26 protein-coding genes are annotated in these 24,219 nt (G+C 34.8%); 11 read left to right on the top strand and 15 right to left on the bottom strand.

Annotated elements, in window-relative coordinates:
• Positions 1–8: 8 nt before the first annotated feature.
• From K6112_02705 to kdsB, 5 genes are read left to right on the top strand one after another with little or no spacing between them, the layout of a single operon-like run.
• The gene (locus K6112_02705; GenBank protein QZP18267.1) at positions 9–422 is read left to right on the top strand and encodes a biopolymer transporter ExbD; all 414 of its coding nucleotides are present in this window, start codon (positions 9–11) and stop codon (positions 420–422) included.
• 7 nt (positions 423–429) lie between these two features.
• On the top strand, positions 430–2,175 hold the full coding sequence (gene msbA / locus K6112_02700; protein ID QZP18266.1) for a lipid A export permease/ATP-binding protein MsbA: 1,746 nt from the start codon (positions 430–432) through the stop codon (positions 2,173–2,175).
• A complete protein-coding gene (gene lpxK / locus K6112_02695) occupies positions 2,168–3,157 on the top strand; it encodes a tetraacyldisaccharide 4'-kinase (protein QZP18265.1) in 990 nt (329 codons plus the stop codon). Before msbA ends, lpxK begins: the two co-directional genes overlap by 8 nt.
• A 3-nt stretch (positions 3,158–3,160) precedes the next feature.
• Positions 3,161–3,325: a Trm112 family protein gene (locus tag K6112_02690; protein QZP18264.1), complete on the top strand. Its 165-nt coding sequence runs from the start codon at positions 3,161–3,163 to the stop codon at positions 3,323–3,325.
• A 13-nt stretch (positions 3,326–3,338) separates the two neighbouring features.
• The gene (gene kdsB, locus K6112_02685) at positions 3,339–4,079 is read left to right on the top strand and encodes a 3-deoxy-manno-octulosonate cytidylyltransferase (protein ID QZP18263.1); all 741 of its coding nucleotides are present in this window, start codon (positions 3,339–3,341) and stop codon (positions 4,077–4,079) included.
• 7 nt (positions 4,080–4,086) lie between these two features.
• Here the strand turns inward: kdsB and K6112_02680 are convergent, their stop codons facing one another.
• The 12 genes from K6112_02680 to K6112_02625 form a co-directional block, all read right to left on the bottom strand.
• Positions 4,087–4,425 (bottom strand): P-II family nitrogen regulator, encoded by a 339-nt coding sequence (locus tag K6112_02680; protein ID QZP18262.1) that lies wholly within the window; start codon positions 4,423–4,425, stop codon positions 4,087–4,089.
• 17 nt (positions 4,426–4,442) lie between these two features.
• The gene (locus tag K6112_02675) at positions 4,443–6,122 is read right to left on the bottom strand and encodes an NAD+ synthase (protein QZP18261.1); all 1,680 of its coding nucleotides are present in this window, start codon (positions 6,120–6,122) and stop codon (positions 4,443–4,445) included.
• A gap of 3 nt (positions 6,123–6,125) precedes the next feature.
• Entirely contained in the window at positions 6,126–7,067 is a 942-nt protein-coding gene (locus K6112_02670; GenBank protein ID QZP18260.1) for an ankyrin repeat domain-containing protein, read from the bottom strand.
• Positions 7,067–7,942 carry a succinate--CoA ligase subunit alpha gene (gene sucD / locus K6112_02665; GenBank protein QZP18259.1) on the bottom strand — a complete coding sequence of 292 codons (876 nt, stop codon included), beginning with the start codon at positions 7,940–7,942 and terminating at the stop codon, positions 7,067–7,069. Before sucD ends, K6112_02670 begins: the two co-directional genes overlap by 1 nt.
• A gap of 1 nt (position 7,943) precedes the next feature.
• On the bottom strand, positions 7,944–9,107 hold the full coding sequence (sucC, locus tag K6112_02660) for an ADP-forming succinate--CoA ligase subunit beta (GenBank protein QZP18258.1): 1,164 nt from the start codon (positions 9,105–9,107) through the stop codon (positions 7,944–7,946).
• Positions 9,108–9,208: 101 nt separating this feature from the next.
• A complete protein-coding gene (locus tag K6112_02655; GenBank protein ID QZP18257.1) occupies positions 9,209–9,700 on the bottom strand; it encodes an ankyrin repeat domain-containing protein in 492 nt (163 codons plus the stop codon).
• A gap of 18 nt (positions 9,701–9,718) precedes the next feature.
• On the bottom strand, positions 9,719–13,591 hold the full coding sequence (gene purL / locus K6112_02650; protein QZP18256.1) for a phosphoribosylformylglycinamidine synthase: 3,873 nt from the start codon (positions 13,589–13,591) through the stop codon (positions 9,719–9,721).
• A gap of 80 nt (positions 13,592–13,671) precedes the next feature.
• A complete protein-coding gene (gene feoB / locus K6112_02645; protein QZP18255.1) occupies positions 13,672–15,429 on the bottom strand; it encodes a ferrous iron transport protein B in 1,758 nt (585 codons plus the stop codon).
• 13 nt (positions 15,430–15,442) lie between these two features.
• A complete protein-coding gene (locus K6112_02640) occupies positions 15,443–15,667 on the bottom strand; it encodes a ferrous iron transport protein A (GenBank protein ID QZP18254.1) in 225 nt (74 codons plus the stop codon).
• A 39-nt stretch (positions 15,668–15,706) separates the two neighbouring features.
• Complete coding sequence (locus tag K6112_02635; protein QZP18253.1) at positions 15,707–15,964, bottom strand: BolA family transcriptional regulator; 258 nt, start codon at positions 15,962–15,964, stop codon at positions 15,707–15,709.
• Positions 15,965–15,972: 8 nt separating this feature from the next.
• Positions 15,973–16,275, bottom strand: a complete 303-nt coding sequence (locus K6112_02630; GenBank protein QZP18252.1) for a YciI family protein — start codon at positions 16,273–16,275, stop codon at positions 15,973–15,975.
• On the bottom strand, positions 16,276–16,803 hold the full coding sequence (locus K6112_02625; protein ID QZP18251.1) for a septation protein A: 528 nt from the start codon (positions 16,801–16,803) through the stop codon (positions 16,276–16,278).
• 56 nt (positions 16,804–16,859) lie between these two features.
• On the opposite strand from K6112_02625, the gene K6112_02620 reads away from it, so the two are divergent.
• From K6112_02620 to K6112_02595, 6 genes are read left to right on the top strand one after another with little or no spacing between them, the layout of a single operon-like run.
• Positions 16,860–17,717: a PHP domain-containing protein gene (locus K6112_02620; protein QZP18250.1), complete on the top strand. Its 858-nt coding sequence runs from the start codon at positions 16,860–16,862 to the stop codon at positions 17,715–17,717.
• Between the two features lie 46 nt (positions 17,718–17,763).
• Entirely contained in the window at positions 17,764–18,405 is a 642-nt protein-coding gene (locus tag K6112_02615; protein QZP18249.1) for a site-2 protease family protein, read from the top strand.
• Positions 18,406–18,419: 14 nt separating this feature from the next.
• Positions 18,420–19,619 carry a tryptophan--tRNA ligase gene (locus K6112_02610; protein QZP18248.1) on the top strand — a complete coding sequence of 400 codons (1,200 nt, stop codon included), beginning with the start codon at positions 18,420–18,422 and terminating at the stop codon, positions 19,617–19,619.
• Positions 19,620–20,408, top strand: coding sequence for a segregation/condensation protein A (locus K6112_02605; protein QZP18247.1), 789 nt, complete (start codon positions 19,620–19,622; stop codon positions 20,406–20,408). It abuts the gene before it with no gap.
• Positions 20,408–21,007, top strand: coding sequence for an SMC-Scp complex subunit ScpB (scpB, locus tag K6112_02600; GenBank protein ID QZP18246.1), 600 nt, complete (start codon positions 20,408–20,410; stop codon positions 21,005–21,007). Before K6112_02605 ends, scpB begins: the two co-directional genes overlap by 1 nt.
• A gap of 50 nt (positions 21,008–21,057) precedes the next feature.
• Positions 21,058–21,849 (top strand): pseudouridine synthase, encoded by a 792-nt coding sequence (locus K6112_02595; GenBank protein ID QZP18467.1) that lies wholly within the window; start codon positions 21,058–21,060, stop codon positions 21,847–21,849.
• Here the strand turns inward: K6112_02595 and dapE are convergent.
• From dapE to dapD, 3 genes are read right to left on the bottom strand one after another with little or no spacing between them, the layout of a single operon-like run.
• The gene (dapE, locus tag K6112_02590) at positions 21,846–22,973 is read right to left on the bottom strand and encodes a succinyl-diaminopimelate desuccinylase (GenBank protein ID QZP18245.1); all 1,128 of its coding nucleotides are present in this window, start codon (positions 22,971–22,973) and stop codon (positions 21,846–21,848) included. The genes K6112_02595 and dapE overlap by 4 nt on opposite strands.
• A complete protein-coding gene (locus K6112_02585) occupies positions 22,970–23,332 on the bottom strand; it encodes a Spx/MgsR family RNA polymerase-binding regulatory protein (protein ID QZP18244.1) in 363 nt (120 codons plus the stop codon). Before K6112_02585 ends, dapE begins: the two co-directional genes overlap by 4 nt.
• Before the next feature lie 3 nt (positions 23,333–23,335).
• Positions 23,336–24,163 (bottom strand): 2,3,4,5-tetrahydropyridine-2,6-dicarboxylate N-succinyltransferase, encoded by an 828-nt coding sequence (gene dapD / locus K6112_02580; GenBank protein QZP18243.1) that lies wholly within the window; start codon positions 24,161–24,163, stop codon positions 23,336–23,338.
• Positions 24,164–24,219: the final 56 nt, after the last annotated feature.

The following is a 24,219-nucleotide window of genomic DNA, read 5'->3' as shown; positions in this document are numbered from 1 at the left end:
TTAAAAATATGAATTTTAGAAAAAAATCAAAGCAAGATGATTTAGAGATTAATTTTATACCTTTAATTGATGTCCTATTAGTTATTATTATTTTCTTGGTCGTAAGTACAACTTTTTCAAAATTTAGTGAATTAAAGATCAATTTACCCACCGCTGAAGCGAATCAAGTAGATAAAAAAGTTGAAAAAATAAATATTTCAATATCCGCAAATGGTGATTATGCAATAAACGAATCACCCTTAAGAACTTCGGCAATTGATAACATAGTAACTAATTTAAGAAATGCAGCTATTTCAATAAAAGACCCCGTGATTATAATCAGTGCTGATTCAGACTCCCCACATCAATCTGTTATTAATGTTATGGAGGCAGCAAGAATTGCCGGTTTAACTAAAATTACCTTTTCAACCAAAGTAAAATAACAACCTAATGTCGAATGAGATGGCGGCTAAAGGAACATTAAAAAATTATAAAGAAGTTTATATGCGTTTATTTAAATATGCGCTTACGTATAAACTCATTTTAATTTTCAGTATTGTTGCTATTGTCATTACGGCTTTGGCAGATACAAGTTTTTTAGCTTTACTAAAAAAAATAACAGACGAAGGTTTTGTAAGTAATCCTAACAATCTAACCAGCCTTATCCCCCTCATACTTATTTTTATTGTTCTGATAAGAGCGTGTGCAAGGTTTTTTTCCTCTTATTCTTTGAGATGGGTTTCAAGAAAAATAGTAGAAAAATTACGTTATGACATTTTTGATAATTTAATGAAGCTGCCTATATTTTATTTTGATAGCAACACAACAGGCATTCTGATTTCTAAGATTACTTATGAAACAGAGCAACTCCAAACCATAATAACAAAAGTGACCCTTATTGCTTTAAGGGATAGCTTTACTATTATTGCTGTTGTTAGCTATATGTTTTATCTAAATGCTTTACTGGCTTTCTTTGTGCTAATTATTTTACCAATTACAGCCTATTTCATAAAAAAAATTATACCGAAACTTAGGGATGCCGCAGGTGAATTTCAGCGGCTAATGGGAGATATAACCAAAATAGCTGAAGAAGCTATATCTGGTCAGAGGATTGTAAAAATTTTTGGCGCCGCTAAATATGAGAGGGATAGATTTAGCAAGTCAATTAGCCGTAACCGACAAATGGGCACAAAATTAGCTCGACTAAGCGCAACCAATAGTCTTATTATAGAGATTATAGTGGGACTTTTATTTGCTGGGGTCCTTCATTACTCTCTTTCAAATCTATCTCCTGGTGAATTTATCGCCTTCATTGGAGCTGTTGTTTTAATTACTACACCTATTAAAAGGCTATCAGCATTGAACGAGCAAATTCAAATCGGCTACGCAGCGGCAGTAAGTATTTTTTCGGTCATGGATGAAAAAAAAGAAAAAGATTTAGGAAAACACAACTTAAAAAAAGCTAAAGGTATGATTGAGTTTATTAATGTTTGTTTTTCATATCCGAAAAATAATAAAGCTGTTTTATCTGACATTAATTTCAGTATTAAAGCTGGAGAAAAGGTTGCTTTAGTAGGCAAGTCTGGAGGTGGCAAAACGACTCTCCTTAACCTAATCCCAAAATTCTATGATGTAAGTTCTGGATCCATTCTGTTAGATAATTTTGATATAAATGAAATTTCAAATAATTCATTAAGAAAAAACCTAGCCCTGGTTAGCCAGGACACCATATTATTTAATGACACAATTTTTAATAATATTGCATACGGTAATTCAAAATCTGTTTCATTAGAAAAGGTTAAAAAAGCTGCAAAAGCTGCGAATGCGTTTGAATTCATTAATGAACTTCCTAATGGATTTAATCATATTATAGGAGATAGGGGAGTTAGGTTGTCAGGAGGACAGAAGCAAAGAATAGCAATTGCTCGAGCTATTTTAAAAAATGCGCCAATTTTATTGTTAGATGAGGCTACCTCTGCACTCGATTCAGAATCAGAGCGTTTAGTCCAGGCAGCACTAGATAATTTAATGACTAAAAAAACATCTATTGTTATCGCACATCGTCTTAGCACAATAAAAAATGCAGATAAAATTATTGTCATGGACCAAGGAAAAGTAGTTGGGGTAGGTAAACATAATTCACTGATAAAAAATAATAAATTCTATTTAAAGATTTACAAGAAAGGATTTGATTAAGTTGATATCAGTTGACCAGATTTTTAATAATCAATATTACAAAAAATCAAGTTGGATCTATCTCCTTATCCCAATCAGCATTTTTTTTTACTTTTTTAGTAGTTTAAAAAAATATTTATACAAAAAAGGATTTCTAACGACAATTAAAATAAAAGTACCCGTTCTTATAATTGGAAATATTACACTTGGTGGAACAGGCAAGACACCATTAGCTTTAAACATAATTGAAAATTTTTTAAAGGAAGGTTTAAAGCCTGCACTCATATCGAGGGGTTATGGAGGTAGCGCCAATAATATTAAAGAAGTTTTTGAGTTTAGTAATGTTAGGGCTGTGGGTGATGAGGCGTTATTGATTAAATCTAAAAGTAAAATACCAATTTTTATTGGAAAAGATAGGGCAAATGTTGCAAGAATTTTACTTAAAAAATATCCTGAAACATCCATAATTATTTCTGACGATGGATTACAACATCATAGGCTAGAAAGAGACTATGAAATAATTGTAGTTGACTCACAAAGACAGTTTGGGAACGGGCTTATATTTCCAGCTGGACCTTTGAGAGAGGGTATATCAAGGCTCAAGCAAGTAGATGCAGTTGTTTATAAAGGCGTAAATAATAATTCTAATTTTTATCAAATGAAATATATCACCAAGCATTTTAAAAATTTATTAACAAACAAAAAGGCTATATTAAAAGATATTAAGGATAAAAAAATAGTGGCGATCACAGCAATTGGAAATCCTGAGAGCTTCTTCTCAACTTTGGAAGGCTATGATTTAAAATTTAAAAAAGTTATTTTTAATGATCATTATTTGTTTGATAAGAATGATTTTATTAAATATGCAGATTACAATATAGTCATGACAGAAAAAGATGCTATTAAATGTAAAAAATTTGCAACTAAGAATTTTTGGGTCTTGCCATTAGAAATCAAAGTCGATGATAGATTATTTCGAAACATATTAAAGAAGGTAATGTAGATTATGGATAAAGAATTACTCAAAATCTTGGTTTGCCCTGTTACTAAAGGGCCACTAGTTTATGATAAAGATAAAAATGAACTTATTTCTAAATCTGCTAAATTAGCTTACCCAATTAAGGATGACATCCCAATTCTTTTAGAAGATGAAGCAAGAAAGCTAAAATGAGTTTCTTTTTATTATGAGCTTTAATATCGTCATACCTGCAAGACTTGAAAGTTCGCGTTTGAAAGAGAAGGTATTGATCGATATTCATGGAATACCTATGGTAATCCATGTTGCACAAAGAGCAAGTTTGTCTGGCGCCAAAAATATTGTAATTGCTACGGACGATAAAAAAATTGCGGATGTCGCAAGTTATTATAATTTTAAATCAATAATGACTAATAAAAATCATCTCTCCGGAACTGACAGGTGTTTAGAGGCCTCAGGTATTAGCATGTGGTCTGATCAAGAAATTATTGTCAATGTTCAGGCAGACGAACCATTAATCGATCCAGCCCTAATTGATCTTGTTGCTAAAAATGTTACTGAAAGCGAGTCGGGTTATGTAACAGCATGCAGTGAATTTAAATCATATAAAGAATTTATAAATCCAAACAATGTTAAGGTTGTCTTAGATAGGGATGAACATGCACTATATTTTAGTAGGAGCTCCATTCCGTATTCACCATCTACAGATTTATCGCATAATAATTATGCTTACCATCATTTGGGCATATATGCATATAGACTAAATACACTTAAGCAATTTTGTAGTTTTGCTATTTCAGATCTTGAAAGAATTGAGAGGCTCGAGCAATTACGTGCCTTGTCAAACAATTTAAAATTAAAGGTAGTGCTTTATGATGGGAATCCGATAAAAGGGGTTGATACTCTTGAAGATCTTAATTTAGTCAGAGAAATGATGGTTAAAAAATAATTTTTTTTTAAACTGCGTCATTTCCTTTTTCCCCTGTTCGAATTCTGATGACTTCATTAACATCGCTAACAAAAATTTTACCATCTCCAATCTTACCTGTATGTGACACTTTTATAATTGTCTCGACAGCTTTATCAAGAAGTGAATCACTTACAACAAGATCAAGTTTTACCTTGGGAAGGAAATCTACAACATACTCAGCCCCTCTATATAATTCAGTATGTCCCTTTTGTCTTCCAAAACCCTTAACTTCGGTAGCAGTTAATCCCATGATCCCAATTTCAGAAAGAGCCTCTCGCACTTCATCTAATTTAAATGGTTTAATAATTGCTTCAATTTTTTTCATTTATTTCCCCTGGTAAATTACAACTGGAATCTATTTGTTATTGGGTAGCGCCTATCTTTACTAAAAGCTTTTGAAGTTATTTTTGGACCCGGCGCAGACTGTCTTCTCTTAAATTCATTAATTTTAATTAATTTTACAACTTTTTTTACTAGTTTTGTAGAGAAACCGAATTTAATCAAATCTTTTTCACTGAAGTTCTTTTCAATGTGAAGATCAATTATTTTATCTAATATTTCGTATGCGGGAAGTGAATCCTCATCCAATTGATTCTCTGTAAGCTCTGCAGAGGGTGCTCTATCTATAATCCTTTGTGGAATTATATTCTCTTTATAATTTATTTCATTTGCAATCTTATAAACCATTGTTTTAGGTACATCCTTTAAGACGGAAAAGCCACCAACCATATCTCCATAAATTGTTGAGTATCCAACAGCCATCTCACTCTTGTTTCCTGTTGCAAGAACCATACCATTAAACTTATTTGCATAAGCCATCAATATCATCCCCCTTATTCTTGCTTGAATATTTTGTTCCGTAATGTCCCTTTTTAATCCTTCAAAGTCTTTTTTGAATGTTACTTCAAAATTCTTAATATGTTTTTGAATTGATATGCTCTTATAATTAACTCTAAGATTAGAAGCAAGTTGCTTTGCATCCTTTAAGCTATAGTCGGATGTAAATTCACTTGGCATCATGATTGCAGTTATTTTTTCTCTACTTATAACTTTAGAGGCTATAAAAAGAACTACAGCAGAATCTATCCCACCAGATAGCCCAAGAAATAATTTATTTATAGAGTTCTTCTCTATGTAATCTTTCATTGCGAGTATTAAGCCATTTAATAAATTATATACAAGAAATTTTTCCTCATTCATTGGATTAATTTGTAAAATAGAATCTTCTAAAATTTTTCTATGGAATGGAAACTTTTCAAATTTTCTAGTAATCAGCATATGATTATTATTAGAAAAATCTGCAATAATATTTTGACTGATAAACTGACCTGAAAAAAAGCGCAGATTATTTGGGTTGTATTTTTTTGGCTTTGTTATGAACGAATTTCCATCAAATAGTAACTCATCCTGACCTCCAACACAGTTTAGATAAATCAAGGTGAAATCATTAAGATTATTAAGTCTATTTTGAATAATAGTAAACTTATTTTTAGTTTTATTAAATTCATATGGGGATGCATTAACACAAACCACATATTCAACATTTAATTTACTTAATTCTTCAAGAGGACCTTTCTCCCAAATATCCTCACAAATAAGTAACCCAAAAACCTTCCCTTTATGCTTAAAAACTCCGGGTTTTTTGCTGGATGAGAAGTATCTCCTCTCATCAAATACACCATAGTTTGGAAGTTTTTGTTTGTCATAAACTTTATTAATTTTCCCGCCATATAATAATGAAATTGAATTGAAGAGTAATTTATTTTTTCGTCTAGGATGCCCAACAATAATTTTGAGTTTTGGAAATTTTTCAGCTATCTCAATTAAATAATATTGACATCTATCAATAAACTCTGTTTCAAGAAGAAGGTCTTCAGGGGGATAACCACAAAGGCTTAGCTCAGGAGTAATTAAAATTTCAGCTCCATTTTTAATTGCTATATCAGCATGTTTTTTTATTAGATTAGCGTTGTATTTTAAAGCGCCAACCTTTGAATTTATTTCAGCGAGACTTATCTTCATGATTTAATACTCACCACCTGCCGTTCTAATTAAATCAACCATCGCTTTGTTTTTTGTTTTTAATGCATATACAAGTGGAGAAAGTCCATATTGATCAGTTACATTTAAATCTACGCCCTTATCAATCAAAAATTTAACTACATCAACTGATTCGTTCTCAACCGCATATTGAATAATAGGCGTACCTTCTTCATCTTTATGGTTAATATCAGCTTTATACTCAACTAGTAGTCTAATAATTTCAAAATAATCTTTTTTTACTGCCCACATTAATGGAGTCCACTCAAATTTATCAAGAGAGTCAACCTCCGGTTGGTGAACTAATAAAAATTCTGTGGCTTCAACCTGATCTTTATTCACACAATATACCAATGCTGATTTACCAAACTTATCCTTTAGATTAAGAAGCGCTCCATTCTTTATTAATATTTTTATGGTGGGTACATTTCCACTTTTACATGCAAGCATAAGGACTGTTGTTGAGGAAGAATTTCTTGTATTTGGGTTTACTCCTTTCTTAATAAGTAAGTCAAGTGTTTGATGGTTTCCTGAGGTTGCTGCTAGCCCATAGGCAGTCCAACCATCTGAATCGGTTACTTTTAAATCGGCATTATTGTTGATAAGAAGCTCAACCATATCACTATAGTTGTTTTTAGATGCATACATCAATGCAGTCCAACCATCTATTTCTTGTTTATTTACTTCAGCACCTTTTGATATTAGATATCTTGCAACTTCTACTTGATTTTTTCTTGATGCATACATAAGAGCTGTAACTTTGTTCCCATCTTCGGTATTGGGGTTACCACCACTATCAATAATTGCTTCAACAGACTCTATATCTCCTTTTGATGAAGCTGTTAAAAGGTATGGAATATCCTCTGATTTTATTGAATAAGAAAATAAAAAACAAATAAACAATATGATGTTGATAAAACTTTTCATTAATATTTATCCATAGCACCTTTCATTATTTCTCCCATTTCAGCTGGTGAATGCGCAATGAAGACTCCCGCTTTCTCTAAAGCATTTATTTTGCTTGTTGCTGTACCAGAATTTCCCGAAATAATTGCACCGGCATGCCCCATTCTTTTTCCAGTGGGTGCAGTGATCCCTGCTATGTGAGCTACAACAGGTTTTTTAATATTATTTTTTATGTGTTCTGCAGCTAATTCTTCATCATTACCACCAATTTCTCCAACTAGGATAATACCTTCTGTCTCACTATCTTTTTCAAACATTGATAGACATTCAATAAAGTTAATACCTTTGATTGGATCCCCACCAATACCAACACAAGTTGATTGCCCATAACCAATGGAAGTTGTTTGATGAACAGCTTCATAGGTAAGTGTTCCTGACTTAGAGACAATCCCAATCTTTCCTCGTTTATGAATATTGGCAGGCATAATTCCGATTTTACATTCGTCCGGAGTAATAATTCCTGGGCAATTAGGGCCGATTAATATAGTTTTATTTCTGGTAATTGTTTTTTTTACTTCCAACATTTCCAATATAGGAATACCCTCAGTAATACAAACAATTATCTTTATTCCGGCATTACTAGCTTCTAGAATAGAGCTAGCAGCAAATTTGGGAGGTACATATATTACTGTTGCATCAGCATTTGTATCTTTTATCGCCTCTTTTACTTCGTTGTAAACAGGAAGGCCTAAATGAATTTGGCCACCCTTCCCCGGGGTTACGCCTCCGACCAAATTTGTGCCATATTGGATAGCTTGTTCACTATGAAATGTTCCCTGCCGACCTGTAAAGCCTTGGCAGATAACTTTTGTATTTTTATTAACTAAGATTGACAAATTAAGCCTTTGAAAAAATTACCGCTTGTTTTGCGGCATCACCTAAGCTGTCTGCAGAGGTTATATTTAGTTTACTCTCGTCTAAGATTTTTTTCCCTAATTCAACATTAGTTCCTTCAAGCCTGACAACGATAGGAATTTGGATCCCAACATCTTTTACTGCAGAAACAATACCTTCGGCGATAACATCACATCTCATAATGCCACCAAATATATTTACTAAAACTACGCGGACATTTTTATCAGATAAAAGTATCTTAAAAGCCTTACTGACAGTTTCAGCAGACGCTCCACCACCAACATCAAGAAAATTTGCAGGTAGCCCACCTGAATGTTTTATTAAATCCATCGTAGCCATCGCAAGTCCTGCTCCGTTGACCATGCAACCAATGGTTCCCTCTAAGGCGATATAATTTAATCCAGCTCTATGAGCTTCTGCTTCTTTTTCGTCTACTTGTGACCAATCAAAGCTCTGCTTGAGATTCTCATGCTTATAAAGAGCATTATCATCAAGTGAGATTTTACAATCAAGAGCTAAAACTTTCTTATCTTTGGTTACGATTAATGGGTTAATTTCGACAAGAGATAAGTCTGTATCTAAAAAAAGTTTGAAAAGATTCACTACAAATTTATTAAAGTCATGATGAGCTTGAGTAGGAATCTTTAGTTTTCTTGATAAGCGATCAATTTGTTTTTCTGTTGGAAAGTTTCCAAAATCAATAAATTCTTTAAAAATTAATTTATCATTTGATTTAGCTATTTCTTCAATTTCTGTTCCTCCTTCAGTTGAACAAAGAATAATAATTGACTCGGTTTGTCTATCAATAAGAATTGAAAAATAAAGCTCTTTTTGAATTGAAATTTTTTCTTCTATCAGTATTTCGTTAACGGGTTGACCGTGAGGTAAGTTTTGGTAAGTCACAAGTCTTGAGCCTAGTTGGTTAGACATAAAACTCTCAGCATCTTTTAAGTTACTAATTAATTTAACCCCACCTGATTTTCCTCTTCCTCCAGCATGTATCTGTGATTTAAAAACAAATGCTTCATTTTTTTCTAAAAGCAATCTTATGCTGTTTGGTATTTTTGAGTTTACGAGATGACCCTTAGGTATATCGATTTGATACGATTTTAGTAACGTTTTCGATTGATATTCGTGTAGGTTCATGAGACAGAGATTTAAGAAAGTTACATGATATCAGAACCTTACTGGCTTGTAGACAAAAAAATAGCGTAGTTGACTACGCTGTTTTATGTCGTACATTTAATCTAGAAGCATACATCTTCAATTGGGTTGCAGCCATCATCTTTAACACCGAGAGATAGTAAGTATTCAGCCATCTCATCATTGCCTTGATCTCTCATAGCAAAAATAAGTGAAACATCACCTTTGAGTTTCTTTTGCATTTCGATTCCATTTTCAGACAAAAACAACACCATTTTTTTATTGTTGTTGAATGCAGCGTGTATTAGCGCATTCCAACGTGTTACTGGATGAACGTAATTAATATCAGCACCTTTCTTGACCAAGTACTCTAATACTTCTTGTTGGTTTTTTGCTGCTGCCATTAAAAGTGGAGTCCAAGCAAAATAGGAATCTTCAAGATTCACATTCATTGTTTCAACATACATTTTGACTGTTTTAATATCTCCAACATTAACTGCTCCAGTAAATTCCATTTCTTGATCATCATTTAGAGCAAATGTTAGTGAAGAAAAAAGTAATGAAAGTAAAGTAACTAAAGATTTTATTGATTTCATAATTATTCCTGTCTATTTTTAATTAAAATATTTATTAACGTTGGCGAACATTCTATACCAAGGACCAAATTCTTCCCAATTTTTCGGATGCCATGAATTTTGATCGCTTCTAAAATTCCTTTCAGGATGAGGCATCATTATAGTAACTCTGCCATTATAACTACTTACTCCAGTCACAGAACTTAGACTACCGTTTGGATTATTTGGATATGATAAAGTTCCATTTTTGTCATCAAATTTTAAGGTAATCTGTTCATTTTTATACATCTTAATTAAATTGTTTTCATAAGAAAAACTAGCCCTTCCTTCTCCATGCGATACAACTACCGGAATAATGCTATCTGCCATTCCATCAAAGAATAGCGAGTTATTTTTCCTAACCTCAACTGACAAAAATCTTGCTTCAAATTGCTCAGATTCATTTTTTATGAATGTTGGCCATAAGTCAGTGCCTGGAATAATTTCTTTAATGTGACTCATCATTTGACAACCATTACATACGCCTAGCGCAATTGTATTGTCTCTTTCAAAAAACTTTTGAAATGAATCACGAACTTTTTCATTAAAAAGTATGGAGTTTGCCCAACCCCTTCCAGCACCCAAAACATCCCCATATGAAAAACCTCCACATGCTGCTAACCCCTGAAAGTCATTTAAATTTTTTCTTCCATCGCTTAACTCGGACATATGAACATCAAAAGAATCAAAGCCAGCATAATTAAAAGCAGCAGCCATTTCACTTTGTCCATTAATACCTTGCTCTCTCAAGATAGCTATCTTCGGTTTTGTTTTTTTTATGTTTACTGATTTTGGAATATCAAAATTAATTTTTGGCTTTATGCCTTCAAAGGAGTCATCAAGTATTAAGTCAAACTCTTCCTTAGCAGTTTTAGGATTATCGCGAATTGATTGGATTTTATAGCTTGTTTCTGCCCAATCCTGTTGTAACTTGCCTCTTGAGCTTTCTAAAATCAAATTTGACTCATTATAAATTTTTATACATTGTTTATTATTAGGGGCTCCGATCACTTGGGCTGCAAGGCCTAATTCATCATTTAAATATTTTAAAATTTCAAATTCATCATTTTCTAAGACCTGTATAACCGCACCTAATTCTTCATTAAATAAAAAATTAACCATTTCATCTTCTACATTTAAATTTAAGTCGATACCACAGTGACCAGCAAAAGCCATCTCGAGGACTGTTGTAATAAGACCTCCATCGGAACGGTCATGGTAAGCAAGAATTTTATTTTTCTTGTTTAAATTTTGGATACCATCAAAGAAATTTTTGATTAAACTCGGATCATCTAAGTCAGGTGTAACTCCGCCATTAATATTATTAACACTGTTAAAGCAAGATCCACCCATCCTATTTTTGTTATTTCCAAGATCGATTAAGATCAATGAGTTTGTTTTTTCAGGGTTGAGTTGTGGAGTAAGCGTTTTGTTAACATCATAAGTTTCACTAAAAGCCGAAACTATCAATGATAGTGGTGATGTAACTGTTTTTGAATCATTGTCATTCCATGAGGTTTTCATGGACATAGAGTCCTTACCAACCGGAATGCTTATTCCTAATTTTGGACAGAGCTCCATACCCACTGTTTTGACAGCTTCAAATAGCTCATAATCTCGATCGTTTTCACCTGAGGCAGCCATCCAATTGGCTGATAGCTTAATTAAGCTTATATTTTTAATTGCACTGGCTGCTATATTTGTAATTGCTTCTGCCACAGACATTCTTGCGGATGCCGCTGCATTCGTAATTGCGATAGGAGCTTTTTCTCCAATTGCCATTGCTTCACCCGTGATCGAATTAAATGTACTTTTTGTAACCCCAACATCGGATACTGGAACTTGCCAAGGGCCTACCATCTGATCCCTTGCAACTAAGCCTGTTACGGAGCGATCAGCAATAGTAATAAGAAAATTTTTGCTCGCAACGCTTGGGAAATGAAGAACTCTAGAAATAGAACATAGAAGATTAGTTAATTTGAACGAAAAAGACTCTTGGGCAGTATTTGCAGGTTTTTTAACAATTTTTTTAAGCTTTGGTGGATTCCCAAGCAACACATCAAGGTTCATATTAACGACATCATCATTCAATAAAGAGTCAGATATTATAAGTTTCTGTTGATCCTTTGCTTCTCCAATCACGGCAAAAGGGCACCTCTCTTTTTTACAGATAGAGGAAAACTGCTTAAGACTTTCTTTATTAACAGCTAGCACATAACGCTCTTGTGCCTCGTTTGACCAAATTTCTTTGGGTGACATAGATAGCTCTTCATTATCTATTTTACGAATATCCATCATTGCACCAGCACCCCCATCATGGATTAACTCTGGAAAAGCATTTGAAAGGCCCCCTGCACCTACATCATGAATACTTAATATGGGATTCTTGTCACCCAATTGCCAGCAAGCATCAATAACCTCTTGAGCTCTCCTCTGTAACTCTGGATTACCTCTTTGTACAGATGCAAAATCTAGATTCTCTTGATTTGATCCTGTGTTCATACTTGATGCAGCACCACCACCAAGCCCAATTAGCATTGCTGGCCCTCCCAGCTGAATAAGAAGGTCACCCTCTGAGAGCGATTTTTTGTGAGTATGTTTATTGCTAATACTTCCGACTCCACCTGCGAGCATTATTGGTTTGTGGTAACCAATATTTTCCCCATTGTGGTGAGTCTCAAGTGTACGAAAGTAGCCGAGTATATTTGGCCTTCCAAATTCGTTATTATAAGAAGCCGCACCAATTGGCCCCTCAATCATTATTTTTATTGGTGAAGCTATTCTATCGGGAGAACCGATAGGATTTCTTTCCCAAGGTTGAATAAAGTCAGGAATATTTAAATTGGAAACAGAAAATCCACATAAACCTGCTTTTGGTTTTGAACCTCTGCCAGTTGCTCCTTCATCTCTTATTTCACCTCCAGCCCCAGTTGCAGCTCCAGCAAAAGGAGATATTGCAGTTGGATGATTATGGGTTTCAACTTTCATTAGGTAGTGAGTTAGCTCTATATTTTCACCAAATAAATCTTTTTTATTTGGATAAAAACGCTTAATCTCTGAACCCTCTATGATGGATGAATTATCAGAATAGGCTACGACGGTATTTTGAGGTGATAGCTCATGAGTGTTCTTAATCATCTTAAATAACGATCTCTCTTGAGGTTGGCCCTCAATCTCCCAATCAGCATTAAATATTTTATGTCTACAATGTTCAGAATTAGCCTGTGCAAACATCATAAGCTCAGCATCGGTAGGGTTTCTATTCTCTGAGTTAAAATATTTATAAAGGTAATCTATCTCTTCATTAGATAATGCGAGGCCTTGAGAATGATTAAAATCCTGAAGTCTTTCTAAACCTCCATGGGAAATATCAATATGACTTAATTTTGAAGGTTGCTTATGAATGAAAAGATCTTTTATACTTTCCTGCGAAAGAAAAATTGAATCGGTCATCTGGTCGTAAATGAGACATCCGATCTCTATAAAGTCTTTTTTTGAAAGCTTCTTATTAGATTTTGTTTTAAAGGTAAATAAGCTTAGTTTTTCTGCTCTTAATATGTTTATCCCACAATTATTTATTATATCTGTTGCTCTGGAACTCCATGGAGAGATTGTTCCAACTCGAGGTCCAATAAATAAGTTATTTCCAATTTTAAGGTTGGTTAATGAACCTTTGTCAGAGTTAAGAATTTTTTGGAGGTTTTGCTTAGCACTTTCAGATAATAAGGTATTAGATTCAATTACATAAGTGTCATTTACGTCGATAGAAATTATTTCTGAATTTTTGTTTTTTACTTGATCTTCCAGTGCTGTTTTACGAAATTGCGAATATATTTCGTTGCCTAAAAAAAATGTAATTTGATTTTTTTGCATCTTGCTGACGATAAATGATTAACCTAAATTTGCTAACCTGAATAATAAATGACTTTATAAAATAACACTAATCATTCATTTCATTTTACAAAATATTCGTAACTCTGATAGAAAATAAAACTAGCTATCCATGCTAGCAGGAGTGACCAGATGACAGACTCTAATGTTAACCGCCAGCTTTTTGATTCATTACGAATAGTCGCGATGGTTGAAACACATGGTGTATAAATTAAAGTAAAAATCATAAAGCTTATCGCTTGCCCATTAGTAAAAATTTCTTTTAGATGATTGCCGAGCTCTAAACCCTCAAAGCCAAATATAACGGCTAATGCACCAATGAGTATTTCTTTGGCTATGAAGCCAAACATTAATGCAACGATTAACATTTGATCAATACCGATAGGGCTAAAAATAGGCTCAAAGAAGCTACCAATTCTTCCAGCATAAGTGTTCTCGCTCGCAACTGGATACTCGCTGGGGAAGTAGGTAAGCAACCATACAGCAACCACACCTAAAACAATAAATTTTGTAGCTCGATTTAGAAAGTTAAATACCTCGTGATTACCTCTTTTAAATATATGAGAGATTGTTGGAAAGCGATAGGGGGGTAACTCAAGAATTAAAGGCTCACGATTTTTATATTTATTTTTAAAAACTATCGCAGTTAGGAAAATAGTAAAGAAACTAAGTAAATATAAAAAGAATAAAGTTAATGCCCCATAGAATGAGGATAAGAAAGCCAAGGTAAGGAACAAAAAAACCTGAAGCCTTGCTGAGCAGAGCGAAAAAGGGATAGTTAGCATAGTCAAAAATCTTAAGTTCTGATTACGCATAATTTTTGTCCCCATAAGGGCTGGAACGTTACAACCGTAACCCATGAGCATCATTACAAAACCTCTTCCATCCAAACCCATCTTTTCCATCAATTTATCCATTAAAAACGCGGCCCTTGAAAAGTATCCGCTATCTTCTACGATGGTCATTACAAAGAAAAAAATAATTATTATCGGGACAAACGCAGCCACTGTGGTAAAGCCAGCATACAAGCCGTCGAATAAAAAGCTTTTAAGTAGGGGTGGTAAGTTAGTTGATAAGTCTTGAAGGTGATTTATCTGTAGATAGCTAAACAAATCTCCCATGTATTCCTGAATGGGGGCACCTAATGTGTAGATAAATTGGAACAAGCTGAAGATAATAATTAAAAATATTGGAATTCCAAAAAATGGATGAAGAAAAATACTATCAAGCAACTTAGTTTTTTTATCGTTTAAGATAAGAGGCATGTTTACTGTTTCATCAAAAACCTTTTGCGATAAAAGTTGCTCATCAATTGCTTGAAGATCAGCCTTTATTTTTTTTGGAGTATTAATTGTATTATTTATCTTCTCGAGTCCTTGGCCATACTTGGCACTGATTGGAAGGACTGGACAACCAAGTAACTTCGTCATTTGTTCGAAGTCAAAGGTGATGCCTAGTGCTTTGGCTTCGTCAATCATGTTAGCCAATATGATGACCGGAACCCCAAGTTTTTGTATGCTTATAGCCAGGGGGAGCTGTCTATCAATTTGCGTTGAATTCATAATAAAAAAGACTTGGTCTATTTTATTGTTATCAATAAAGTTTATTACGACCTCTTCATCCTCAGAATAACCATTTAAATTATATATTCCAGGCAAATCAATTAGCTCGGTCATTCCACCATTTATTAATGTTTTTATACTGCTTAGATCGACAGTTATCCCCGGCCAGTTTCCAACTCTTGCCGAAGCACCGCTGATTTTATTAAAAAATGTGGACTTGCCTGTATTAGGCATTCCTATAAGAACTGTTTTTTTCATTTAAATGATTTTTTTACTCTTGAGATATTATTATTTCTTTTGCGACTAGATTTCTTAACATTAGTTGAGTTGTGCCAACCTCAACATGAAGGGGTCCGTCAAAACTAGATTTTCTTATAACCTTTATTTCTTTATTCTTTTTTATGCCAAGCGCAATCAATCTATCATTGAAGGAGGTTTGTTTTACAAACCCTTCAACTATTGCAATCTCACCTTCGCTTAGTTCAGTTAAAATCATTTAATAATTTTAAATGAGAACTATTCTCATTACAAGAATTTAAAGTTCTTTTGGCGCAAATGTTTTTAAACTTAAGGCATGAATTTTTTTGGGTATAAGACCTTCAAGTGCTTTATAAATAATACGGTGGCGCTCCATCGTATTCTTGCCCTCGAATAATTCACTGACAATATATAAATTAAAATGCTCTCCACCTGTATTGCCTTTATGGCCTCGGTGCAATTCACTTTCGTTTTCTAAATTGAATTGAGTTGGTTTTAAAAATGTAAGTCTTTCTTTAATGATATCTTCAGTCATTTTTGTAGTTACCCAGGAAGCACCCTAATGAAAGGCTTTACCTCAACATCCTCATATACATCCATCGAAACGTAAGGATCTTTTTTTGTCCAAGTCTCTGCATCATCTATGGATTTAAACTCAGCAACAATCATGCTCCCAGTAAAACCTTCTTCGCCTGGCTCTAAGGAATCTGAGCTAGGGAAGGGGCCAGCTACAAGCAGTCGTCCCTCATTTTGAAGTTTTACCAATCTTTCTCGGTGAGCCTTGCGTCCCTCAAGTCGGAGTGAGAGGCTGTTAGGTCTGTCCTTGCATAAAATAACGTACCACATTTATTTCTTGCTGACCTTTGAGATGTAGAGGGTTAGAAAAATGATGTATATAAACAAGATACCTGTAATCCCAAAAAGCTTAAAATTTACCCAAGTATCTTCCTCGAAATTATAGGCAACATATAGGTTGATAAACCCGAGAACTATAAAAAATAAACCTGTGGCATTACTTAAATGATCCCAGTGAACTTTTTTTAATTCTATTTTTTTTCCCATCGCAAGCGTAATTAAATTTTTGTCAAAGAATGAGTTTGAGATAAATAAAATTCCTGCAAAAAGCCAATATAAGACGGAGGGTTTCCACATGATGAAGGTTTTATCTTGAAAGATAATAGTTAGCCCACCTAGGATTGTAATGGCAGCTCCATTAAAAAGTAACATCTTGTCGATTTTTTTATTTTTGAAATAGTCATAAAATACTTGGAGAAGGGTAACCGCGATCGCAACAGCTGTGGCAGTGAAGATGTCATAGATTTTATAAGCAACAAAAAAAAGAATTACTGGTAAAAGATCGTATAAAAATTTCATTGGGAAAACTTTCTCTATTCTTGAAGGTTAATAACTAATATAATTATAGTGTAAATATGAATATACCTATAATAGATCTTCATTCCCATTCCAATATATCTGATGGCCTTCTGACCCCTTCTGATTTGATGCTTCATGCTGCTGAAAATAATGTTCAGGCCATTGCATTGACAGATCACGATGATATTGCCGGACTAAAAGAGGCAGGTGATGCTGCGAAAAATTTGAATATTATCTTTATTAATGGCGTAGAAATTTCGGTCACATGGAATAAAAGAACCCTTCATATAGTTGGCTTAAATTTTGATAAAGAGGATAAGCCGTTATTTGACGGTTTAAAAAAAATAAGGGATGGTCGCTTCAAAAGAGCGCAGCTAATGTCAGATAGTCTTGGTATGGCAGGCATTCAAGGAGCTTTGGATGGGGCTAAAACCTATGCCAAAAGTAGCACAATAGGAAGAATTCATTTTGCGCAATTTTTAGTTTCGCAAGGGTATGCAAAAAATATTGGAGCAGTTTTTAAGAAATTTCTTACGCCTGGTAAGCCAGGTTATGTTGATCATGAATGGATTTCCTTGGAAGAATCAATAAATTTAATTAATGGGGCAGGAGGCGATGCAATTATTGCCCATCCTGGACGCTATGATATGGGTAGTAAGCTCTACCCTCGATTATTTCAGGAATTTAAAGACTTGGGTGGTGCTGGTGTAGAGGTCATGTCAGGAAGCCAAGATCCATCGCAGGCCAATTATTTCTCTAATCTCGCTGAAAGTTTTGATTTATATGCTTCGTGTGGGTCAGATTTTCACGGAAAAGGTATTTCTCATCGGGCGTTAGGCAATATAAGCCAACTACCGGATAACTCTATTCCCATATGGTCTAAGTGGGAAAATTTAAAAAAGTTATTTAATTGAATATGAAAAATTACTTCCCATCAATCATTGCTTTAAAGTTTAGTTTATGGATTTAACCCTCATTCAAAAACTTGCAGCTTACTCTTTGCCTATCATATTTGCTATTACTGTTCATGAAGCTGCACATGGTTATGCTGCTAAATATTTTGGAGATATGACAGCATTCCATCTTAATCGTATCTCCTTAAATCCGCTTAGACACATAGACCCGCTTGGCACGATAATCTTGCCCGCACTATTATTTTTTTTACAGGCAGGTTTTATTTTTGGTTGGGCAAAACCTGTCCCCGTTAACTTTTCTAATTTGCGGAATCCTAAAAAAGATATGCTATGGGTCGCCTTGGCAGGGCCGGGTGCAAATCTCTTAATGGCAATTTTTTGGACAATTGTATATTCAAACCAACAATTGGTACCTAGCATCGGACAAAATTTTATAGGCGTTATGGCGGTAGCAGGCATTCAGATTAATATTGTCTTAATGGTATTAAATTTACTGCCTCTGCCTCCATTAGATGGTGGAAGAGTGGCAGTCAGCTTGCTTCCTTATCCTTGGTCAAGTAAATTGGCAGGGTTGGAAAGGTATGGGTTTTTCATTTTAATTTTTTTGCTTGCAACAGGTTTATTAGGAGCGATATTGTCTCCGTTAATAAGAGTTAGTCAGAATATTATCTTGACAATTTTTGGTTAAAAAGGGTATTAAAAATGGCAATTGAACGAGTAGTATCTGGCATGAGACCGACTGGCAGCCTACATTTAGGACATTACAACGGCGTTCTAAAAAATTGGGTAGATCTTCAACATGAGCTTGAGTGCTTATTTTTTGTTGCCGATTGGCACGCGTTGACTACTCATTATGACGCACCTGAAATTATTGAAAAAAATGTCACAAGTATGGTTATAGACTGGCTTGCCGCAGGCGTTGATCCTGCAAACGCAACCATTTTTATTCAATCAAAGGTTCCAGAGCATGCAGAGCTTCATACACTTTTGTCAATGATCACACCCTTGAGTTGGTTAGAGAGAGTGCCGACATATAAAGATCAACAAGAAAAGTTATCTTCAAAAGATTTATCGACTTATGGGTTCTTAGGTTATCCGTTGCTTCAGAGCGCAGATATTTTGATTTATCGAGCAACGCAAGTCCCTGTGGGCGAAGACCAGGTTCCACATATCGAATTTACACGAGAGGTGGCAAGGCGCTTCAATCATTTATATGGAAAAGAAAAAGGGTTTGAGGAAAGGGCTGAAGAAGCAATAAAGAAATTAGGTACAAAGAAGGGCCAGCTTTATAAAGAGCTTAAGGATGCATACCAAGAGGAGGGGGATGAACAGGCTTTAGAATCAGCCCAGTCACTTATTGATGAGCAACAAATCTTAAGTTTAGGAGATAAAGAAAGATTACTAGGTTACCTGGAGGGTGGAGGAAAAATTATTCTGATAGAACCTGAATATAAATTAACGCCCGCATCTAAAATGGTAGGTCTTGATGGTCAGAAAATGTCTAAGTCTTACAACAATACTATTGCATTAACTGAGAGCTCTGAGGATATTCAAAAGAAAATAAGAACCATGCCAACTGATCCTGCAAGAATAAGAAAAACAGATCCAGGCGATCCTAAGAATTGTCCCGTATGGCCATTACACCAAGTATATTCTGATGAAAAAACAAAGGAATGGGTTGGAAGTGGATGTAAAAATGCAAGTATGGGGTGTATTGAGTGTAAACAACCCGTGATTGATTCCATCACAAAAGAATTAGAGCCCATTAGCGAAAGAGCAAAGAAATATGCAGAGAGTCCAGAACTTGTGCAAAGCATAATCGGAGAGGGTTGTGAAAAAGCAAGAAAGATTGCAAGGGATACAATGAGGGATGTTAGAGAAGTAATGGGGATTAGTTTTTAAATGTCAGAATCAATTAATAATGAGATTGGTGCGAAATTGTATGGCGAGGACATCGCACAACTCCCCTTAGATCTTTACATTCCCCCCGAAGCGCTTGAAGTTTATTTGGAGTCTTTTGAGGGGCCTTTAGATCTTCTTTTATATTTGATTAGAAAAGATAACATCGACGTTCTTGATATTCCTATGGCTAACTTGACCAGTCAATACATTAATTACGTTGAGCAGATGAAGAAAATAAATATCGAGCTTGCAGCAGATTACTTGTTAATGTCGGCAATGCTCATTGAAATTAAATCTAGGTTACTACTGCCCAAACCAGAAAACTTAGAGGAGGAGGATGACCCTAGGGCGGACTTGGTTAGAAAGCTAATTGAATATGAGCAGATGAAATCAGCAGCTGAAGAGCTCAATGATATGCCACAAGTCGGTAGGGATACATTGGTTGCTAATGCTTATTTTGAAACAAAAGTAAGTAAACTTCCGCCCGAAGTAAATGTAGATGATCTTTACAGTGCCTGGGTAAATGTAATAAAAAGAGCAAAGCAGTTTGAGCAACATAAAATTGCTAAATCAGAGTTATCAGTTAGAGAGCATATGACTTCCATATTAAGATCCCTCAAAGAAAATAGCCTACTAGAATTTTCACATTTTTTTAACGAGGAGAAAGATCCGATTCCAAAGTTAGTAGTCTGTTTTTTAGCAATACTCGAGTTATCAAAAGAGCGATTAATAAAAATTAATCAACAAGAACCCTGCTCCCCTCTTTATATACAGCTTGAGGAGACTTAATGGCAGAAGATAATCAAATAAAAAAGGTTATTGAGGTTGCATTGTTGACGAACAATCAACCCTTATCTATTGATGATCTTCAGAAAATGTTTGATAAAAATATTGAGCGCTCAACAGTGAGAATGTTGCTTGATGAGATTAAGCAGGATTGGCAAGATAAGTCTCTAGAATTAATTCAAGTAGCGCATGGATATCGATTTCAATCAAAATTAGAGTATTCAGAATTCTTAAAAAAACTTAACCCAGATAGAGTGCCTAAGTATTCTAGGGCAGTATTGGAAGTGTTAGCTATCATTGCCTACCGCCAGCCTGTAACGCGAGGTGATATTGAAAAAATAAGAGGGGTTTCATTAAATCCAAACTCTCTTAAGCAACTAATTGAGAGGGAGTGGGTAGATATCATTGGTCAAAAAGAAGTTCCTGGAAGACCTTCACTTTATGCCACGACAAAACACTTTCTTGATGATTTTGGTTTAAAGACACTAGCACAACTTCCAGAATTTAAAGACTTGGAACAATCTCCTTTGAATCAAACTGTTGATAATGAACCACCGAAGCCTGGCGTTCAAGAAGTAAGTGCCCTTAAAGAAGAAGAGTAACTACATTGGCTAAAAAAGGATCTCAGGATGATTTAAAAGAATCTTCATCAATGCGTATTCAAAAAGCATTGGCGCAACTGGGTGTTGGTTCAAGGAGGGGGATTGAAAAAGCCATTCAAGAAAATAGAATTGAAGTAAATAACGCTCCTGCGCATGTTGGTCAAGCCGTATCCTCAAAAGATAAGATAGTTTTTGATGGGAAGTTAATAAGACTGAGTGACGAAACTTTACTCCCAAAAATTCTTCTCTATCATAAACCGGATGGTGAAATTGTTTCAAAAAGTGATCCAAAAAATCGACCTAGCGTATTTGATAATCTTCCCAGGCTTAAAAAAGAGAAGTGGGTTGCTGTTGGAAGATTAGATTTTAATACTTCCGGCTTATTAATTTTTACCACATATGGCTCTTTTGCAAATCGATTAATGCATCCGAGATATGAAATAGAAAGAGAATATTCTGTAAGGATTTTGGGAGAGTTAACCGAGATTCAGATGAAACAGTTAACAGAGGGTATTCTCCTTGAGGATGGTAAAGCAAGTCTAGAATCGATAATTTTTGAGGGTGGGGAAGGGGTAAATCACTGGTATAAGGTAACCCTCAAAGAAGGTAGGAATAGAGAAGTGAGAAGGCTGTTTGAAAAACTAAATTTCACAGTCAGTCGCTTAATTAGGGTTAGATTTGGAGAGATTAGGCTACCCCCTCACCTTAAAAGGGGGATGCATTTAGAGTTGAGTCAAAAAGATGTGAAGGAGGTTTTGAAGGACCATGGCTTCGATTTAACTCAGTTCATAACACCGCAGGTTACAATCAAGAAAAGAGCAAAAAAAAATTATCCTTTTTAGGTTAGTGCCTTCTTTAATGTTAGTTTGTAAATATCTTTGAGTTTATCAATGGTATTGATATCGACGTGCTCATTAATTTTATGTATGGATTCATTGATTGGGCCAAATTCTACAACTTGATCACAAAGTTTTGCAATAAACCTCCCATCGGACGTGCCCCCTGTTGTTGAAATATTAGGTTTAAAACCACATACCTCACTGACTGATGAGGATATTATATCCACAAGCATACCTCTCTCTGTAAGATATGGTTGGCCAGAATGTTGCCAATCTAATTCAAATTCTAAGTCGTGTTGATTAAGAATAGACTCAACCCTTTGTTTCAATAAATCAGCGGTTGTTGATGAGGAGTACCGAAAGTTAAATAATATCTCAACATTCCCTGGTACAACATTTGTTGCACCTGTACCCCCATTGATATTTGAAATTTGCCAAGATGTTTTAGGAAAATACTCATTCCCATCATCCCAAACAGTATTCACTAAGTCATCAATTGCAGGGGCAACTGCGTGAATAGGGTTTTTAATTAATTCTGGATACGCAATATGACCCTGAATCCCTTTCACATTTAACTTTGCTGATAGAGACCCCCTTCTTCCATTTTTAACTGTATCACCAAATTTAATTGAGGAGGTCGGCTCTCCTACGATACAAAAATCTATTTTCTCTTGCCTTTCTTGAAGGGCTTCAATTACTTTAACTGTGCCGTCAGTAGCAACCCCTTCCTCATCGGAGGTAATTAATAATCCGATAGCTCCTTTATGGCCTGGGTTCTCTAATACAAATTCTTCTATACTCACAATAAATGCTGCTAACGAAGTTTTCATATCGGCTGCACCTCTTCCGTATAGTGTATTATCTTTAATTGTTGGCTCAAAAGGAGGCGATACCCACTTTTCCAAAGGTCCGGGAGGAACAACATCAGTATGTCCAGCAAAAACAATAAGTGGGCTGTTTGTACCTTTTTTTGCATAAAAGTTTTTTACATCGCCGTGGGGCATATTTTCAATTTCAAATCCTAATTTCTTAAGTCTTTGAATCATAAAGTCCTGACATCCGGCATCTTCAGGCGTGATTGATTTTTTTGAGATTAGCTCTTTGGCAATATTAAGTGTTTCACTCATTTAATTTTTTCTTCATAAATATTTTCATCAAAACCTATCGCTAACACCTTCCCTTCAAGTGTAATAAGCGGTCTTTTCATGGCAGTCGGATATTTTTTTATTAAGTTAATAATATTTTCCTTTGTAAGGGGTAATTTTTTTTGGTCCTCAGAAAGCTTTCTCCAAGTCATTCCTGTTTTATTGACCAAATTCTCTGGTGTATAGGGTGAACTAATGTTTTTAATCCAATCGTTGATGAGGTTGGTAGTTAAATCTACTTTCTTTACATCAAAAAAATCGAATGCAATTTTATTGTCATTTAGCCATCGAAGTCCCTTTTTGACTGTATTACAATTCTTTATGCCATAGACATGGAGCATTTCTTAAATCCCTCTGAGTAACTCGTTGATACCAACTTTACCTAGTGTTTTTTCATCAACTTTCTTTACAATTACTGCACAATATAAGCTGTAGGACCCGTCTTTTGATGGAAGGTTTCCAGAAACCACTACTGAACCCTGTGGGACTCTTCCAAACGAAACTTCCCCAGTCTCTCGATCATATATTTTTGTTGATTGACCAATATACACACCCATTGATATGACGACGTTATCCTCAACGACAACACCCTCTACAACTTCAGAACGAGCACCAATAAAACAGTTATCTCCGATGATGGTTGGTCCTGCTTGGACGGGCTCTAAGACACCTCCAATACCAACACCTCCAGATAGATGAACATTTTTACCAATTTGTGCGCACGAGCCAACTGTTGCCCATGTATCTACCATCGTTCCTTCATCAACGTATGCGCCTATATTTACATAAGAGGGCATCAGAACAACATTTTTACCTATAAAACTTCCTTTTCTTACATTGGCATTAGGCACAACTCTATAACCACCATTTTTAAAATCTTTTTCAGCAAATCCATTAAACTTTGAATCGACCTTGTCGAAAAATTTAGTGTAATTTCCATCCATCACTTCATTTTCCTTAATTCTAAATGATAATAGAACAGCCTTTTTTATCCATTGGTGTGTTTCCCAGTTTTGTGAATCTTTTATTCTTGATGCTACCCTTAGTGAGCCGTCATTTAGCCCATCGATTGTTTGGTTAATTGCATCTTTTATATCTGCCGACACATTATCGGGTGTTATTTTTGATCTTTCCTCAAAAGCTGCTTCTATTATTGTTTGATTATTTGTCATTATTGTTAAATTTTATTTATTAAAAAAGCGTATTTTACAGTAAATATAATTAAATA

This window comes from Methylophilales bacterium (genome assembly GCA_019823025.1).
Classification (GTDB): Bacteria; Pseudomonadota; Gammaproteobacteria; order Burkholderiales; family Methylophilaceae; genus BACL14.
This window is presented reverse-complemented; position numbering and strand designations above follow the sequence as displayed.

Coding starts and splice junctions, on each gene's coding strand:
- K6112_02705 (QZP18267.1), top strand. CDS start 9: ATGAATTTTAGAAAAAAATCAAAGCAAGATGATTTAGAGATTAATTTT.
- msbA (QZP18266.1), top strand. CDS start 430: ATGTCGAATGAGATGGCGGCTAAAGGAACATTAAAAAATTATAAAGAA.
- K6112_02690 (QZP18264.1), top strand. CDS start 3,161: ATGGATAAAGAATTACTCAAAATCTTGGTTTGCCCTGTTACTAAAGGG.
- kdsB (QZP18263.1), top strand. CDS start 3,339: ATGAGCTTTAATATCGTCATACCTGCAAGACTTGAAAGTTCGCGTTTG.
- K6112_02680 (QZP18262.1), bottom strand. CDS start 4,425: ATGAAAAAAATTGAAGCAATTATTAAACCATTTAAATTAGATGAAGTG.
- K6112_02675 (QZP18261.1), bottom strand. CDS start 6,122: ATGAAGATAAGTCTCGCTGAAATAAATTCAAAGGTTGGCGCTTTAAAA.
- K6112_02670 (QZP18260.1), bottom strand. CDS start 7,067: ATGAAAAGTTTTATCAACATCATATTGTTTATTTGTTTTTTATTTTCT.
- sucC (QZP18258.1), bottom strand. CDS start 9,107: ATGAACCTACACGAATATCAATCGAAAACGTTACTAAAATCGTATCAA.
- K6112_02655 (QZP18257.1), bottom strand. CDS start 9,700: ATGAAATCAATAAAATCTTTAGTTACTTTACTTTCATTACTTTTTTCT.
- purL (QZP18256.1), bottom strand. CDS start 13,591: ATGCAAAAAAATCAAATTACATTTTTTTTAGGCAACGAAATATATTCG.
- feoB (QZP18255.1), bottom strand. CDS start 15,429: ATGAAAAAAACAGTTCTTATAGGAATGCCTAATACAGGCAAGTCCACA.
- K6112_02640 (QZP18254.1), bottom strand. CDS start 15,667: ATGATTTTAACTGAACTAAGCGAAGGTGAGATTGCAATAGTTGAAGGG.
- K6112_02635 (QZP18253.1), bottom strand. CDS start 15,964: ATGACTGAAGATATCATTAAAGAAAGACTTACATTTTTAAAACCAACT.
- K6112_02630 (QZP18252.1), bottom strand. CDS start 16,275: ATGTGGTACGTTATTTTATGCAAGGACAGACCTAACAGCCTCTCACTC.
- K6112_02625 (QZP18251.1), bottom strand. CDS start 16,803: ATGAAATTTTTATACGATCTTTTACCAGTAATTCTTTTTTTTGTTGCT.
- K6112_02620 (QZP18250.1), top strand. CDS start 16,860: ATGAATATACCTATAATAGATCTTCATTCCCATTCCAATATATCTGAT.
- K6112_02615 (QZP18249.1), top strand. CDS start 17,764: ATGGATTTAACCCTCATTCAAAAACTTGCAGCTTACTCTTTGCCTATC.
- K6112_02610 (QZP18248.1), top strand. CDS start 18,420: ATGGCAATTGAACGAGTAGTATCTGGCATGAGACCGACTGGCAGCCTA.
- K6112_02605 (QZP18247.1), top strand. CDS start 19,620: ATGTCAGAATCAATTAATAATGAGATTGGTGCGAAATTGTATGGCGAG.
- scpB (QZP18246.1), top strand. CDS start 20,408: ATGGCAGAAGATAATCAAATAAAAAAGGTTATTGAGGTTGCATTGTTG.
- K6112_02595 (QZP18467.1), top strand. CDS start 21,058: ATGCGTATTCAAAAAGCATTGGCGCAACTGGGTGTTGGTTCAAGGAGG.
- dapE (QZP18245.1), bottom strand. CDS start 22,973: ATGAGTGAAACACTTAATATTGCCAAAGAGCTAATCTCAAAAAAATCA.
- K6112_02585 (QZP18244.1), bottom strand. CDS start 23,332: ATGCTCCATGTCTATGGCATAAAGAATTGTAATACAGTCAAAAAGGGA.
- dapD (QZP18243.1), bottom strand. CDS start 24,163: ATGACAAATAATCAAACAATAATAGAAGCAGCTTTTGAGGAAAGATCA.